The sequence below is a fragment of the Loktanella sp. SALINAS62 genome, from assembly GCF_018263905.1.
Classification (GTDB): domain Bacteria; phylum Pseudomonadota; class Alphaproteobacteria; order Rhodobacterales; family Rhodobacteraceae; genus Loktanella.
Window position 1 is genome coordinate 1 of record NZ_JAAFZU010000016.1, and the last position, 15,616, is coordinate 15,616.

A 15,616-nucleotide genomic window follows, 5' to 3' on the forward strand; every position below is an offset into this window, starting at 1 on the left:
GCTTTATGCTTTGGGGAAAGGTTCACATGGCTCAGTTCTCAGTGAAAATAATGCGCCTTAACGGCTCAGTTCTGGGTGCAAATCAACAATCCATATTGCACAACGGTCGCCTCACGCAGTTCCTGGTCTCGCTTGTCAGCCATCAGGCGCTCCGCGATGGCCGGAAGAAAAGGATCTACTTTTGTGGGTGTCAGTGAAATAACGTCCTCAGCACAGGTTGCTACCGGCGACCGATTGGCCTCATGCAGACGAGGTTGCGGCGCGGCCTGCGCTGCAATCCGTTCCAGATTACCACCGTAGTTGTAGGTCATCGCTTCGTCAGCAATGATCCTTGACAGTGTATCGTCGAATATGGACTGAACGGCAGCGTCGCGACCGTGATTGAGATGGGGCATCGCGCAATGAGCTTGAGCCATGGCCTTGATATAGGCCTGTCGCAACTGGACCAAATGATAGGCGGACACGGCGCTCTGGCCGGTGGTCCCTTCGAACCAAGCAGCATTCTTGCAGATACGACCCTCCGATTGAAGTGTTCTCGCAAGCGACTCCAGCATCAAGCTCGTGATGTGTTCCTCCTGCAGGGTCAAGTCGGGCGAGGACGCGCTATTGTTGGCAGAGACGCGTGCACTCATGCCGTTTTCGTCAAGCAGTTTCCATGCACGAGCAGTAGCCTGGTCCCAAAGCGCGTCATCGTCGGCTTCGTCAAGACGGCCTGACGACTTGCGCACTGTCTGTGCCTTTGTCAGCTTGCCCAGAGCCTCGGCGAACACGACGCGCATCCAGGCCGCAAGGTTCTGCTGCGACAGGTTGTTCTGTTCATATTTGTCCAGCATTCGATCGCACTCCACGCTCATCATCCGGGCCAACTTAACGGCTTCGCGGCGATCTGTCGTCCTGAACGATACCTGCAGGACGCACGAACCTGTGGACAAACCGCAGACCCGTCGGCGCCACTGCCAGACGGATCCGCGGCGAAAAAGGTGTCTGTCGTGTCCCATGGGTCGTCTCCGATGCTGGAGCGACGTCTCACGGACCGAAAGCACGATGTGTGACACTCAGGTGTGACACATCGGAGCTACTTGATGAAGCAGCAAGCGATATCAGTCACTTAGGGGGTGTATTGGCTCCGACGGTAGGGATCGAACCTACGACCAATTGATTAACAGTCAACTGCTCTACCGCTGAGCTACGTCGGAAAACCTGCTGGTCCTATAGCAATGGTATTTTGGGGCGTAAAGCGGAAATTTCAACGAAAGCGGCAAGTTTTTAGTCCGCGGATGTTCCGCTGGGGCTGCGTCAACATTGCGTGAAATTTAGACTAGATTGGATCAGGTCATTACCTATACTCGCCCAAGGCCAAGGTCTGGATAAAAGACCCGCCCAACAAGGAGGAGACCTAAATGAAACGCAGACAATTTCTGACGTCCGCCGCAATCGGTGGTGCCGCAACTGCACTTGCCACCCCCGCATTGGCGCAATCTGCCACCGAGATGAACATCGTATCAACGTGGCCGCGTGACTTTCCCGGGCTGGGAACGAGTGCACAGCGCTTGGCCGCCCGGATCGAAGCGTTGACCGAAGGCCGCATCGCCGTGAACTATTTCGCCGCAGGCGAACGGGTCGGTGCATTCGACAGCTTTGACGAAGTCGCGTCCGGCAACTCTCAGGCGTATATCGGCGCGGATTATTACTGGAAGGGCAAGCACGCTGGCTGGTCGCCGTTTACAGCGATTCCGATGGGCCTGACCTATACGGAAATCGACGCATGGATGAAATTCGGCGGCGGTCAGGAATTGTATGAACGGCTGGGCGACGAGTTCGGTCTGATCGGGTTCCCTGCAGGTAACACGGGCGTCCAGATGGGGGGATGGTTCAACAAGGAAATCGAATCCCCGGACGATTTCCGCGGTCTGAAAATCCGGATGCCGGGTCTGGGCGGGGACGTCATGGCCAAAATGGGCGCATCGCCGGTGTCGCTGCCGGGCGGTCAAATCTACGAAAACCTTGTGTCGGGTGCAATTGACGCGACCGAATGGGTTGGCCCGTGGAACGATTTCTTCCTGAAGCTTTATGAAGCCGCGCAGTATTACTACTGGCCCGGTTTCCACGAGCCGGGTTCGCAGCTTTGCCTAGGGATGAACAAGTCCTGGTGGTCCGGCCTGTCCGCGATCGATCAGGAGATCATCAAGGTCTGCTGTGCGGAAGAAAACGCCGTATCCATGGCAGAAGCCAACGCCAACAACGGTGTCTATCTTGACCGGTTGATCAATGAATACGGCGTCGAGCTGCGCGAGTTCAACGACGACATCTATGAAGCGCTGGGTGAAGCATCGGCAGAGGTGAATGAAGAAGCCCGCGATCACAGCCCGCTTGCGGCAGAGATCATGGACAGTCACCTGGCCGCGCGTGCAACAATCGGTGCCTGGACGAACCTGTCCGACGCACCGTTTGTCGCCAAACGGAACCGTATCCTCGATCTGTGATACGGACCATTGGGATAACCGTGGCCTGAATGGGCCACGGACAGGCGGGGCAGGCCAGTGGTCTGCCCCGTTACAATACCCAAGACTTGAATTTACCAGGGGGTGACGGCGGGATGGAAACAGCGACAGCGTCGCGTGCGCGATTGGCGCGCGGGTTCGGATGGTTGGTTTTGGCTGTAATGACGGCCTACATGATCAACGTCGTGCTGAATTTTTGGTTCGATTTTCCAGGGGTAGCGGCAGGGCCGGATAACCCGCTGTCCTTTGTTCAGGTCGCTATCTTTATCGCGATGTCCCTGTTGGCTGCTGGCTATGTCCTGCGCAGTCCTGATATCAGCCTGCGGTCTGATGCGACGCGGATCAGCGATTTCAACCGCTTCTTGGTGCGGGCCGCGTTCTGGGTCGTTTTGCTGGTGGGGCTTGGCGATGCGATCCTGTCCTTCTTGCGCGTGCAAAACATGCTGGAAGGCCTGGTCGGGGACACATTGGCCAGCAACCTTGCGCGCGCAGATTTTCGTGGTGTTTATCTTCACGTTCCGCTGATTTTGCTGGGGATCGTCATTGGTGCGCTGACCCGTGGGCTGGGCTTTATCTGGCTGACGCTGATGGTCGTGATCGCAGAGCTGGCGATTGTGTTCAGCCGGTTTGTATTTTCCTATGAACAGGCGTTTCTGGCCGACCTCGTCCGGTTCTGGTACGGCGCGCTGTTCTTGTTTGCTTCTGCTTATACCCTGCTTGAAGACGGGCATGTGCGCGTCGATCTGCTGTATGCGTCGATGCGGCGCGAAGCAAAGGGCAAGGTCAATTCCATTGGTGCGGTGCTGCTGGGAATGACACTGTGCTGGACGATCCTGATCGTCGGTTTTGGCACATCCAGCAGCGTGATCGTCGGCCCGATCCTTGTGTTCGAGGTGACGCAGGCGGGCTTCGGCATGTACGTGAAATATTTCATGGCGGGGTTCCTTGCGGTTTTTGCGATCACGATGATGATCCAGTTCGTGTCGCAGTTCATGGACGCAATCGCCGACAAACGCGGCGAACCGGGCGGGCGCGACGCCATCGCCGGCAACATGTAAATCAGCATCAGGGTAAACTGACATGGAACTATTCTTCCTTTTGATGCTGCTTGTCGTCATGGCAACGGCGCTGGGATCCGGTTATCCGGTTGCATTCGCCTTGCCGGGGGCAGCGATCCTGACCATCGGTGCGGCTGCACTGACGGGGCAGATGTTCGCGGGGGACACATCCGCCTATTTTTCAAATTCGGGACCGTCACAATGGCTGTCGGCCGGTGTCACCAACCTGCGCGGGGTTTATTGGGAACCCGAACGCGATACGCTGATCGCCATTCCGCTGTTCATTTTCATGGGCATCATGTTGCAACGGTCCAAGATCGCAGAGGATCTGCTGGTCACCATGGCGCAGTTGTTCGGCCCTGTGCCGGGTGGTCTGGGGATTTCCGTTGTTGTCGTGGGTGCTCTGCTGGCGGCCACCACGGGGATCGTCGGGGCGACGGTCGTGGCGATGGGTATGATTTCGCTGCCCGCCATGATGCGGCGAGGTTACAGCAATTCGTTGTCCACCGGCGTGATTGCAGCATCGGGCACGCTGGGGCAGATCATCCCGCCGTCCATCGTGCTGATCATTCTGGCCGACCAGTTGGCAAGCGCCGTGGATCAGGCGGGGCAGGCGCGTCAGGCGCTTTACCGGTCATCCACCGGAGAGCTTTCGATGCCGACGGAATTTGCGGTCAGTTCGACATCTGCCGGGGATATGTTTCTGGGCGCGATGATTCCCGGTGCCCTGCTGGTTATTCTGTATATCCTCTATATTCTGGTGGTCGCGATCGTGCGGCCAAAAATGGCACCCGCCGTGCCGTACGAAGGCAAATACGACGCTGCGTTCTTGCGTAATGTGCTGCTGGCGATGATCCCGCCACTGGCGCTGATCCTGATGGTGCTGGGGTCGATCATCGCGGGTGTCGCTACGGTGAACCAAGCCGGTGCCATCGGGGCCGTCGGTGCCATGATCATGGCTGGATACCGTCTGCATCCCGATGACCGGGGGCATAAATTCACCCCCGCGATCATTGCGATCATCGGTCTGGCTGTCGTGGCCGTTGCCATCGCCAACTACAACACCAACGTGCTGAACATGCAGACCGCATCCGACCGGATGGGCGTGACGATTGCGGCCGTTGGTGTGGCGTTGATCACGTTGTCGATCATCTGGTCGGGTGTGCGTGCTTTCGTCAACGAAGACGCGCTGCGCGGTGTGATGGTGGAAACGGCCAAGACGACATCGCTGGTTTTCATCATTCTGCTGGGGGCTGCGATGTTGACCGCCGCCTTCCGTGCCTTTGGCGGTGAAGAGCTGGTCAAGCATTTTCTTGAAGGATTGCCGGGCGGGTTCTGGACGAAATTCATCATCGTGATGGCCGTCATTTTCGTGTTGGGCTTCTTTCTGGACTTCATCGAAATCGCCGTTGTCGTGGTGCCGATCGTGGCGCCGATCCTTCTGGCCGATCCGTCTGCAAACGTCACGGCGGTCTGGTTGGGTGTGATGATCGGTCTGAACATCCAGACATCGTTCCTGACGCCACCCTTTGGTTTCGCGCTGTTCTACCTGCGCGGCGTGGCACCGGCGGCGGTCAAGACGATCCAGATTTACAAGGGGGTTGTGGCGTTTATCGGGCTGCAGCTTGCCGCACTGGTCATCGTCGCCTTTAACCCGCCGCTGGTGAACTATCTGCCGGCGCGCACGTCGCTGGTATCGGATTCCGCGCCGCCGCCGGTCAACCCGGCGCTACAATATTGTATCGAAGAATATGTTGCCGACGTATTCGCTGCCAACTCTGCAACCATCGACTCTGCGATCCAGCAGGCGGGGACGCTGGATGTGTCTTATCTGCCAGAAGATCTGGCCGACGACTGGACCGACGGTCTGGAACGCGCAGCAGACGCGATGCCGCTGATGCAGCGGATCGTGGATGCAACGGCGGCACAAGCTGCGGGCGCGGGCGATTATCGGCCCGTCCACACCGTGGTGCGCGCCTTGCAACGGGACGCGGCCATGCTGGACGTGGAAATAGAGGATCTGCGCCTGCGTGCGTCTCGGGGGTTTGGCGATAGTGACGCACAGACCGCCCGTGCAGACCTGTTGGCGGCAGAGCGTGACGCGCTGCTGGCACAGGTGCCCGACGGTTGGGAAGAGGTTCAGGACACCTACAACGTCCTGAACCGCGAAAACCAGACCGCGCGCAATCTGTATCGGCGCACCGTTGATCAGGCTTATGAACCCGTGCCGGAACTGCGCGCTATTATTGCCGATGTCGATGCGCTGGCCGCACTGCGACTGCAGATCGAAGCCTTGGCCGCCGATGCGCCCGGCATGGACAGCGATACCGCCGACACCCGGTTCCGAGAGGTTGAACAAGCCTTGGGTGACGTGGCGGGTGCGCGCGATATCCGTGGCCTGTTGTCCGATGCCCGCGGTGAAATTACAGGCCGTTCACCAGACCCCGAACAAGCGATAGAGGACGTCGCAGCCGCAGTCGCGTTGTTCGAGCAAGAGGTGCAATGGCGCACCCGTGCGCAGTCCGAATTGCTGCCGGGCGTCATCGCCTATGACGAAGCGATCCGCGACACGATCGGACTGCGAAAGCAGCCCCGCCTGCCGCGTGCGCAGGCATTGGCCGTCGCGGCCTGTTCAGCACGTCACCGTGACATATCGCTGAACTTCTAAGTCACGAAAAAAGCCGCGCGGGATAACCTGCGCGGCTTTGCCTTGTCCCGTCGGTGCCGCTACAGAATGTTGACCAGCACGACCATGATGATCGAATAAAGCGCGATCCCGCCGCCGATCAGGTAGAACGGAAAATTACGCGTGACGTTTGCTGTCGCCATGTTGCGGGCCTGATAAATCAGTTCCGGCCAACTGTAGGACACGAAATCGCCTTGGGTGAATACAGCCTTTATCCGACCGTCTTCGTCCACGACGGGAAGGCGGCGGAAACGTTCGTTTGACATGACCCGCAACCAGTCCGTCATATCATCGGTTTCGCGGGCCAGTCGCGGATCAGTGGTCATGATGTCGGACAATTTGGTCGTTTTGGCATCCAGACCCTTGCCGACCAGCTTGTTCATCACGTCACGTTCGGTCACCACGCCGATGACCTTTTCGTCTGCGTCCACGATGATGACCGACCCGTAATTCTTTTCCGACATTGCCCCGACCGCATCAAACACAGTCGTCTCGGGGCTGCGGGTCAATGGCTTTTGCTTGGACTTGTATTCTGGCCGGTCCATCAACCGGCTTCCGGGGCGTTGCGCTTGGGCGGCCATGCGAAATCCTTTCAAGAATCTGTATGCACTTTAACCTAAGGCAGGTTGCCCATGCGGCAAGCTTGTATTTTTGCACCGATTTTACGCGTTTGCATTGTGCAGTAATGCAGCTTTCGGGCGATGCTGCCACGCGATAGTGTCCCGAAAAATACCAAAGGATTTGTATCCATGCCCGCCATTGTTTCCGTCAAGAAATTACGAAAGGCCTATGATACGGGCTTTGTCGCGCTCAAAGGAATCGACCTGGATATCGAAGAAGGTGAGATCCTTGCGCTTTTGGGGCCGAATGGCGCGGGCAAAACGACGCTGATTTCCACCATTTGCGGCATTACCGTGCCGACATCGGGCAGTGTCACGGTCGGTGGACACGACACGATCCGCGACTACCGCGCCGCGCGCAGCCTGATCGGTCTTGTGCCGCAGGAAATCAATCTTGAACCATTCGAGAAAGTCGAAAACTCTGTCGCGTTTTCGCGGGGATTGTTTGGTAAGCCGAAAGACCCCGCCAAAGTGGCGGAGATCCTGAAGCTGCTCAGCCTAGATGACAAGGCCGGATCAAAGATCAAGGAATTGTCCGGCGGGATGAAACGCCGGGTCCTGATCGCCAAGGCGCTGGCCCACGAACCGCGCGTATTGTTTCTGGATGAACCAACGGCAGGCGTGGATGTGGAATTGCGCAAGGACATGTGGAACGTCGTGGCCGACCTGAAATCGCACGGTGTGACGATCATCCTGACGACCCATTACATTGAAGAGGCAGAAGCCATCGCTGATCGCGTCGGGATTATCAGCAAGGGTGAAATCCTGCGGGTACAGGACAAGACTGAAATGATGAACCAGATGGGCCGCAAGGAATTGCGCGTCGATCTGACGCAACCTGTCGACGCGATTCCCGATGCACTGTCGGATTACAAGCTTGCGCTGTCGCCCGATGGCCGCGCCGTGACCTATACCTATGACACGCGCGCGGACCGCACCGGTATTCGCCGGATGCTGAATGATCTGGATGCCGCCGGGTTGCAGATGGCCGATCTTGCCACCCAGCAATCCAGTCTTGAAGAAATCTTTACCTCGCTCGTAAAGGAGCAGCAGACATGAACTGGACCGCGATCCGCGCCATCTATGCCTTCGAAATGGCACGATTTTTCCGCACAATCACGCAATCGCTGGTCAGCCCGGTCCTGTCGACATCGCTTTATTTCGTGGTTTTTGGCACTGCCATCGGCAGCCGGATCGAAAGCGTCGAAGGTGTCAGCTACGGCGCATTCATCGTGCCGGGCCTAATCATGTTGTCGGTGATGACGCAGGCGACCAGCAACGCAAGTTTCGGGATTTATTTTCCGAAATTCATCGGCACGATCTATGAACTGTTGTCGGCACCGGTGAATTTTTTGGAAATTACGCTGGGTTACGTGGGGGCTGCGGCCACGAAAGCATTGTTTATCGGTGTCATCATTTTTGTGACCGCGTTTTTCTTTGTAGATATACAGGTGCAGCACCCTGTCGCGATGGTGGCTTTTTTGCTGATGACCTGCGTCAGTTTTGCGCTTTTGGGATTTATCATCGGTATTTGGGCGGGAAATTTTGAACAGTTGCAGCTAATTCCGCTGCTGATCATCACGCCCTTGGTGTTTCTGGGTGGGTCGTTCTATTCGGTCACGATGTTGCCGCCCGTGTGGCAGACGATCACGATGTTCAATCCGGTCGTTTACCTGATTTCCGGGTTTCGCTGGGCGTTCTTTGGCACTGCGGACGTGCCTGTTGCACTTAGCCTTGCTGCGATTGCGTTTTTCATGGTGGCCTGCATGACGGCGATCTGGTGGATCTTCCGCACGGGCTGGCGCATTCGGCAGTAAGGCTTGTCGTCAGGGTGCAGGTTACATAAGTCGGGGGGATGAAAAATATCCTTCCCTTCCTGACCTCTGACCCCTTGGTCAACGTCGTCCGCCTGCAAGGCACCATTACAACCACCGGGCGGGGGCTGGACGATCCAGGTCTGGCGTCGGTGCTGCAGCGGGCGTTCACGCGCGGCAAGCCAAAGGCTGTCGCCCTGCAGATCAATTGCCCCGGTGGCAGCCCGGTGCAATCTTCGCTGATTGCAGCCCGTATCCGGCGGCTGAGTCAGGAAAAGAACATTCCGGTCTATGCCTTTGTCGAAGACGTGGCCGCATCTGGCGGCTATTGGCTGGCCTGTGCTGCAGATGAAATCTATGCCGATCAGGGCAGTATCGTGGGGTCCATCGGCGTTATTTCCGCGGGGTTTGGTCTGCACGACTTGATCGACCGCTATGGTGTCGAACGCCGTGTCCATACTGCGGGAACATCGAAATCCATGCTGGACCCGTTCCGTCCCGAAAAAGACGAAGACGTGACCCGCCTCAAGGGTTGGCTAGACGATCTGCACGCCATCTTTATCAGCTACGTCAAATCCCGTCGTGAAGCGCATCTTGAAGATGATCCTGCAATTTATACCGGAGAGGTATGGATTGGCCAAAAGGCGGTGGACAAAGGGCTGGTTGACGGGCTTGGCCACCTGATTCCGGTAATGAAGGGTCAGTTCGGGGAAAAGACCCGCTTTCGCAGATTCGGCCCCAAGAAGTCGCTGTTCCAGCGTCTTGGCACCCGCATCGTCGGCGAAGCGATCGGCAGCGTCGAAGACCGTGCCGCCTTTGCCCGGTTCGGCCTGTAATGATCATCAAATCCGTCGTTCTTTTCCTTGTCGGGATGGTTGTGCTTGGCATTTTTGGCAAGCTGCGCTTTCCCGGACAGCAAAAACTGGCGGATGCCAAATGCAAAAGCTGTGGCCGCTACCGGATAGGCAAAGGCCGGTGCCCCTGTGAGAAAGGTCGCCCCTGATGGAATGGATTCTTGTCGCTATTGGTCTGGCGATCCTGCTGTTTGCAGGTGATGCACTGGTCAAGGGCGCCGTAAACCTGTCGCTTCGGCTGGGCGTGCCCGCGTTGATCGTGTCGCTGACCATCGTGGCCTTTGGCACATCCGCGCCAGAGCTGTTGATTTCCGTCCAGTCGGTACTGGACGGGGTGCCCGGTTTGGCGCTGGGCAACGTGGTCGGATCGAACACGGCGAATATCCTTTTGGTGCTGGGCATCCCTGCGTTGCTTGCAACGATGCACACGTCCGAACACGACACGCGATCCAGCTTTGTGCAGATGTTGACCGCGACGGCCCTGTTCATCGGATTGTGTTTCTTCGGTGTTCTGACGTGGATCAGCGGCCTGATCCTGTTGACCGGCTTGGCGCTGATGTTGGGCTGGTCGTTTCAACAGGCCCGCAAGGCCCGCAACGCGGAACCCGCGGTCGAAGATCTGGAAGGGGCCGACCCCAGCATGAGCAAGCTGTGGATCGGCATCTGGATTGTGATCGGTCTGATCGGACTTCCAGTGGGTGCCGAACTGCTGATCCGTGGGGCCACGACCATCGCACAAACCTTTGGTCTGTCTGAAAGCGTGATCGGACTGACGCTGGTGGCGGTTGGCACATCCTTGCCGGAATTGGCGACGACGGTTGTCGCTGCGATCCGGCGTCAGGCTGACGTGGCATTGGGCAACGTGATCGGGTCGAACATGTTCAACCTGCTTGCGATCATGGGCATTGCGACCCTGTTCGGGCCGATACCGGTCGATGAACAATTCCTGCGCGTCGACCTGTGGGTGATGGCGGGTGCATCGCTGTTGCTGGTGCCGTTCGTGTTGCTAAAAATGAACATCACCCGGCTGTGGGGCGTCTTTTTGACCCTGGCTTACGGTGTCTATGTCTGGTCGCTGCTTTGATGCGTGCATTGGTAACCGGGGGTGCGGCCCGGCTTGGTCGTGCGATGGTGCTGGAATTGGCGGCGCGCGGCTATGACGTGGCGATTCACTACAATTCATCTGCCGACGCGGCGATGGATGTCGCGGATGCCGTGCGCGCAGCAGGGCGTCGTGCGGTCTGTATTCAGGCCGACCTGTTGGACGAAACCCAAACCGCTGGCCTGATCCCTGCGGCCGCGGACGGACTGGGTGGGTCGTTGGGCGTGCTGGTCAACAATGCATCAGTCTTTGAACCGGATGATCTGGCGTCCGCAACGCAAGAAAGCTGGGATCGCCATTTTGGCAGCAATTTGCGCGCTCCGTTCGTTTTGACGCAGCACTTTGCGGCGCAAGTACTGGAACCGATCCTTGATGCGGCGAATGAGCCGTTGGCGCAGGGGCTGATCGTCAACATGATTGACCAGCGCGTGATGAAACTGACGCCGCAGTTCATGACCTATACGCTGGCAAAAGCGGCACTTTGGACCCTGACGCAGACATCGGCGCAGGCGCTCGCGTCGCGCGTCCGTGTCAATGCAATTGCCCCCGGCCCGACATTGCAGGGCGCGCGACAGGCGACCGACGATTTTGCCAAACAGCGTGCCGCAACGGTATTGGGGCGGGGGGCTGCGCCTGACGATATCGTCGCGGCGCTGGCCTATCTGCTGCAGGCCCGGTCTGTGACGGGGCAGCTGATGACGGTGGATGGTGGTCAGCATCTGGGTTGGCAGACACCCGATACGGAAGTGTCAGAATAGTCGTGCAGTCAAGTTGTGCACTTTCCGCATAAAGTGGATGAATGGCCCGTCAAGAAGCCTTTGCCAACAAGGGTTTACAAAGCTGTAATATATTTTTGTATATTTTACAGTGACTTGTGGGATTGCCTGATTTATGGGCACTCTGGCGAAGGCAGCGGAAAAGATTACGTTTTTCGGCCCCCACGCAAGTTTGCCCACGAGGTTATCCACAGAAACGGTGGATACCTTTCAACTTGCGGTATGGGCGCTATCGTTGCACCGGACCGCAAGAATCGCCACGGACCAGAACGCCAGAAAACGGATCTCTGATGACCGACCCCAAGACTGCACAAACCCAGACCGGATATGCCGTCATCGCGTCCTATCTGCGCACGCTTGACGGATCGCCGGGCGTTTACCGGATGCTGGATGAAGAAAGCCGCGTTTTGTATGTGGGTAAGGCCCGTAACCTCAAGGCGCGGGTCAGCAACTATAGCAGGCCGTCGCCGCAACATTCACGGCGCATTGCGCGGATGATTCAGGAAACCGCATCGATGATGTTTCTGACCACGCGGACGGAAACCGAAGCGCTGCTGCTGGAACAGAACCTGATCAAGCAGTTGAAACCGCGCTACAACGTGCTGCTGCGCGACGACAAATCCTTTCCCAACATCCTTGTGACCACGGGCCATGCCTATCCGCAGATCAAAAAGCATCGCGGTGCCAAAAAGGAACAAGGCGACTACTATGGACCGTTTGCCGGGGCAGGCGCGGTCAACCGGACTCTGAACCAGTTGCAGCGGGTGTTTTTGCTGCGGAACTGTTCCGATCAGGATTTCGAAACCCGCACGCGTCCTTGTCTGCAGTACCAGATCAAGCGGTGCAGCGCGCCCTGTGTCGGTCATGTCAGCGCCGATGATTACGCCCGTTCCGTGAAGGACGCGCAATCGTTCCTGCAAGGGCGGACAAAGGGCATTCAGGAAAAATTGGCGGCCGATATGAATGCGGCGAGTGCTGAGATGGAATTCGAACGCGCCGCTGCCCTGCGTGACCGGATCAAGGCACTGACACAAGTGCAATCGACCCAAGGGATCAACCCGCAGACAGTCGAAGAGGCCGATATCATGGGGCTGCACATCGATGGCGGGCAGGCCTGTGTGCAGGTGTTTTTCATCCGGGCGGGGCAGAACTGGGGCAATCACGACTATTACCCCCGGATCAGCGGTGACGAAGACCCGTCCGAGGTGATGGAAGCATTCGTCGGCCAGCTTTATTCCGACCGCGAAGCCCCCCGGATGCTGATCCTAAGCCACGGATTGGACAACGACGACCTGATGGCGCAGGCGCTGAGCGAAAAGCTGGGGCGCAAGGTCGACATCGTTGTCCCGCAACGGGGTGAAAAGGCGGAATTGGTGCAGGGCGCACTGCGCAATGCCCGTGAAAGCCTTGCCCGCAAGCAAAGCGAAACCGCGACGCAGGCGAAACTGCTGCGTGGTGTGGCCGATGCATTTGACCTGCCCGCGCCGCCGCGCCGGATTGAGGTTTATGACAACAGCCATATACAGGGGGCCCATGCGGTCGGTGCCATGGTCGTGGTCGGTCCCGATGGTTATGAAAAAAACCAGTATCGTAAATTCAACATCCGGGGCGACAGCCTGACACCCGGCGACGATTTCGGCATGATGAAAGAGGTGCTGACCCGCCGCTTTCAGCGGCTGCTGAAAGAAGACCCAGACCGGTCATCGGGTGTTTGGCCGGATCTGTTGCTGATCGACGGTGGGGCAGGGCAGGTCAGTGCCGTGCGCGAAATCATGACCGAATTGGGGGTCGGTGACGTGCCGATGGTCGGCGTCGCCAAGGGGATCGACCGCGACGCGGGCAAGGAAGAATTCCACCGCACCGGAAAATCCGTCATGGCATTGCGGCATAACGATCCGGTGCTGTATTTCATTCAGCGGATACGCGACGAGGTGCACCGTTTCGCCATCGGCACGCACCGCGCGAAACGGTCAAAGGCCATCGGCGCCACGCCGCTTGACGATGTTCCGGGCGTCGGGTCCGGGCGCAAACGCGCGCTCTTGGCCCATTTTGGATCGGCCAAGGCGGTCAGTCGCGCGAATGTGTCCGATCTGCAAGCGGTCGACGGGATCAGTCAGAACATGGCGCAGAAGATCTATGATTACTTTCACGAAAACGGTTGATGGCGGGCAACGGCGATGCGGCGTCCGCATGATCTGGCCTAAACAGACCATGGCGGGTATGACAGAGACATGAAACTGAACCTGCCCAACTTTTTGACGATCCTGCGCCTGCTGGCGGCCCCGGCGGTCGCCGTGATGTTCCTTTATTTCGCCCGACCATGGGCCGACTGGTTCGCGCTGCTGTTGTTCAGCGGCGCGGCGCTGACCGATTTTCTGGACGGTTATCTGGCCCGCGCGTGGAAACAGGAAACAAAGCTGGGCGCGATGCTGGACCCGATTGCCGACAAGGCGATGGTCGTGATCGCACTGCTGGTCATCACGGGCTTTTCAGGCATGAACCCGTGGATATTGCTGCCCGCCACGCTGATCATTTTCCGCGAGGTTTTTGTATCTGGCCTGCGCGAATTTCTGGGGGATACCGCAGGCACGCTCAAGGTGACGCAACTGGCGAAATGGAAAACCACGGCACAGATGGTTGCCATCGCGCTGTTGTTCGCCACGGGGGCGTTTGAACATTATCTTGGCATGCAAACCTTTGGCATGGACCCTGAATTGCGCGATGCGGTGCTGTCGGGGCAGATCCCGGATGAGCTGGGCTTGATCTGGAAATATTGGGGCATGATGTTGTCTTGGTACGCTGGAATCACTGGGTTGTGGCTTGCCGCGGCCCTGACGCTGCTGACCGGCTGGGATTATTTCCGCAAGGCCTTACCCTATCTAAAGGATGCCTGAGATGGATGTATTGTATTTCGCATGGGTCCGCGAACGGATTGGCCTACCGCGCGAAACAGTGAACACAGATGCTGCAACCGTGGCCGATCTGGTGGCTGAACTGTCGGCGCGCGAAGACCGCTATGCGATGGCTTTTGCCGATACGGCGGCGCTGCGCGTTGCACTGGATCAGGAATTGACCGATTTCGACGCGCCCTTGGCCGGGGTCAGAGAAGTGGCGTTTTTCCCCCCGATGACGGGCGGCTGATGTCCGTCCGGGTGCAAGACGCTGCTTTTGATGCGGGGCAGGAACTGAACCGTTTTACAAAAGGTGCCGCTGGGGCAGGGGCGATTGTCAGCTTTACCGGCATAGTGCGCGACTTGGACGGCGGATTGCGTCACATGCTGATCGAACACTACCCCGGCATGACCGAAAAGGCGATTGGCACGCTGGTTCAGCAGGCGCGCGACCGATGGGCATTGACCGATGCGCTGGTGATCCACCGTTATGGTCAACTGGCGCCGGGCGCACAGATCATGATGGTGGCGACCGCCTCTGCCCACCGGGCCGATGCGTTTGCGGCGGCGGATTTTCTGATGGATTATCTGAAATCCCGCGCGCCGTTCTGGAAAAAAGAAATCACCGCCGACGGGGCCGACTGGGTCGCGGCCAAGGACACGGACGAAACCGCGCTTACCCGTTGGTAAGCCCGGTGTGGCAGTGACAATCGACGATGTGGTCGTTGACCAGACCGCAGGCCTGCATGAACGCATACACGATCGTCGGACCGCAGAATGTGAAACCCGCCTTTTTCAGATCCTTTGACACCTGCACTGACAGGGGCGTTTGCGCGGGAACGTCCGCCATCGTCGCGCGGTGCGGCTGAAGCGGGACACCGTCGACGTAGCGCCACAAAAACATGTCAAATCCCTGCGCGGCTTCGATGGCCTGATAGGCGCGGGCATTCTTGATCGTTGCTTCGATCTTGCCCCGGTGACGCACGATTCCCGCATCCATCAGCAGGCGGTCGACATCGTCCGCGCCCCATGTGGCGATGATGTCGGGGTCAAACCCGGCAAACGCGCTGCGAAAGTTGTCGCGCTTTTTCAGGATCGTAATCCAAGACAGACCTGCCTGAAATCCGTCCAGAACCAGCTTTTCAAACAGCGCGCGGCTGTCGCGTTCCGGCACGCCCCATTCGGTGTCGTGATAGGTCTGATACAGCGGGTCGTCACCCGCCCAGGCGCAGCGTGTCAGGGTCATGGTGTTCCGATCAGCGATGACATTAAGCAGATGTTAGCGGACCGCGCGCCATGATGGCACCACCTTAT

Annotated in this window: 15 protein-coding genes and 1 tRNA gene; 12 read left to right on the plus strand and 4 right to left on the minus strand. The window is 58.2% G+C overall.

Features of this window, described 5'->3' with window-relative positions:
• Window positions 1-65: 65 nt before the first annotated feature.
• Both GZH79_RS06915 and GZH79_RS06920 read right to left on the minus strand, forming a co-directional pair.
• Window positions 66-998, minus strand: a complete 933-nt coding sequence (locus GZH79_RS06915) for a DUF6538 domain-containing protein (RefSeq protein ID WP_349291172.1) — start codon at window positions 996-998, stop codon at window positions 66-68.
• A 123-nt stretch (window positions 999-1,121) separates the two neighbouring features.
• Window positions 1,122-1,196, minus strand: a tRNA-Asn gene (locus GZH79_RS06920).
• 204 nt (window positions 1,197-1,400) lie between these two features.
• Here GZH79_RS06920 and GZH79_RS06925 point away from each other — a divergent pair.
• From GZH79_RS06925 to GZH79_RS06935, 3 genes are all read left to right on the plus strand, one after another.
• The gene (locus GZH79_RS06925) at window positions 1,401-2,483 is read left to right on the plus strand and encodes a TRAP transporter substrate-binding protein (protein ID WP_211643059.1); all 1,083 of its coding nucleotides are present in this window, start codon (window positions 1,401-1,403) and stop codon (window positions 2,481-2,483) included.
• Window positions 2,484-2,596: 113 nt separating this feature from the next.
• On the plus strand, window positions 2,597-3,559 hold the full coding sequence (locus tag GZH79_RS06930; protein ID WP_211643060.1) for a TRAP transporter small permease subunit: 963 nt from the start codon (window positions 2,597-2,599) through the stop codon (window positions 3,557-3,559).
• Window positions 3,560-3,581: 22 nt separating this feature from the next.
• A complete protein-coding gene (locus GZH79_RS06935) occupies window positions 3,582-6,227 on the plus strand; it encodes a TRAP transporter large permease subunit (protein WP_211643061.1) in 2,646 nt (881 codons plus the stop codon).
• A 59-nt stretch (window positions 6,228-6,286) separates the two neighbouring features.
• Here the strand turns inward: GZH79_RS06935 and GZH79_RS06940 are convergent, their stop codons facing one another.
• Window positions 6,287-6,826 carry a CBS domain-containing protein gene (locus tag GZH79_RS06940; RefSeq protein WP_211643062.1) on the minus strand — a complete coding sequence of 180 codons (540 nt, stop codon included), beginning with the start codon at window positions 6,824-6,826 and terminating at the stop codon, window positions 6,287-6,289.
• A gap of 168 nt (window positions 6,827-6,994) precedes the next feature.
• On the opposite strand from GZH79_RS06940, the gene GZH79_RS06945 reads away from it, so the two are divergent.
• From GZH79_RS06945 to GZH79_RS06985, 9 genes are all read left to right on the plus strand, one after another.
• Window positions 6,995-7,924 (plus strand): ABC transporter ATP-binding protein, encoded by a 930-nt coding sequence (locus GZH79_RS06945; protein ID WP_211643063.1) that lies wholly within the window; start codon window positions 6,995-6,997, stop codon window positions 7,922-7,924.
• Window positions 7,921-8,682 (plus strand): ABC transporter permease, encoded by a 762-nt coding sequence (locus tag GZH79_RS06950; RefSeq protein WP_211643064.1) that lies wholly within the window; start codon window positions 7,921-7,923, stop codon window positions 8,680-8,682. The genes GZH79_RS06945 and GZH79_RS06950 overlap by 4 nt, the downstream gene beginning before the upstream one ends.
• A 38-nt stretch (window positions 8,683-8,720) precedes the next feature.
• Window positions 8,721-9,515 (plus strand): S49 family peptidase, encoded by a 795-nt coding sequence (locus GZH79_RS06955; RefSeq protein WP_211643065.1) that lies wholly within the window; start codon window positions 8,721-8,723, stop codon window positions 9,513-9,515.
• Between the two features lie 163 nt (window positions 9,516-9,678).
• Complete coding sequence (locus GZH79_RS06960) at window positions 9,679-10,617, plus strand: calcium/sodium antiporter (protein WP_211643123.1); 939 nt, start codon at window positions 9,679-9,681, stop codon at window positions 10,615-10,617.
• Window positions 10,617-11,393 carry an SDR family oxidoreductase gene (locus GZH79_RS06965; protein ID WP_211643066.1) on the plus strand — a complete coding sequence of 259 codons (777 nt, stop codon included), beginning with the start codon at window positions 10,617-10,619 and terminating at the stop codon, window positions 11,391-11,393. The genes GZH79_RS06960 and GZH79_RS06965 overlap by 1 nt, the downstream gene beginning before the upstream one ends.
• A 308-nt stretch (window positions 11,394-11,701) precedes the next feature.
• The gene (uvrC, locus tag GZH79_RS06970; protein WP_211643067.1) at window positions 11,702-13,573 is read left to right on the plus strand and encodes an excinuclease ABC subunit UvrC; all 1,872 of its coding nucleotides are present in this window, start codon (window positions 11,702-11,704) and stop codon (window positions 13,571-13,573) included.
• A 69-nt stretch (window positions 13,574-13,642) separates the two neighbouring features.
• Entirely contained in the window at window positions 13,643-14,305 is a 663-nt protein-coding gene (gene pgsA / locus GZH79_RS06975; protein ID WP_211643068.1) for a CDP-diacylglycerol--glycerol-3-phosphate 3-phosphatidyltransferase, read from the plus strand.
• Between the two features lies 1 nt (window position 14,306).
• Entirely contained in the window at window positions 14,307-14,552 is a 246-nt protein-coding gene (gene moaD, locus GZH79_RS06980; protein WP_211643069.1) for a molybdopterin converting factor subunit 1, read from the plus strand.
• The gene (locus GZH79_RS06985; RefSeq protein ID WP_211643070.1) at window positions 14,552-14,992 is read left to right on the plus strand and encodes a molybdenum cofactor biosynthesis protein MoaE; all 441 of its coding nucleotides are present in this window, start codon (window positions 14,552-14,554) and stop codon (window positions 14,990-14,992) included. The genes moaD and GZH79_RS06985 overlap by 1 nt, the downstream gene beginning before the upstream one ends.
• Here GZH79_RS06985 and GZH79_RS06990 read toward each other — a convergent pair.
• Window positions 14,979-15,548, minus strand: coding sequence for a DNA-3-methyladenine glycosylase I (locus tag GZH79_RS06990; RefSeq protein WP_211643071.1), 570 nt, complete (start codon window positions 15,546-15,548; stop codon window positions 14,979-14,981). The two genes, GZH79_RS06985 and GZH79_RS06990, sit on opposite strands and share 14 nt — an antisense overlap.
• Between the last annotated feature and the right edge of the window lie 68 nt (window positions 15,549-15,616).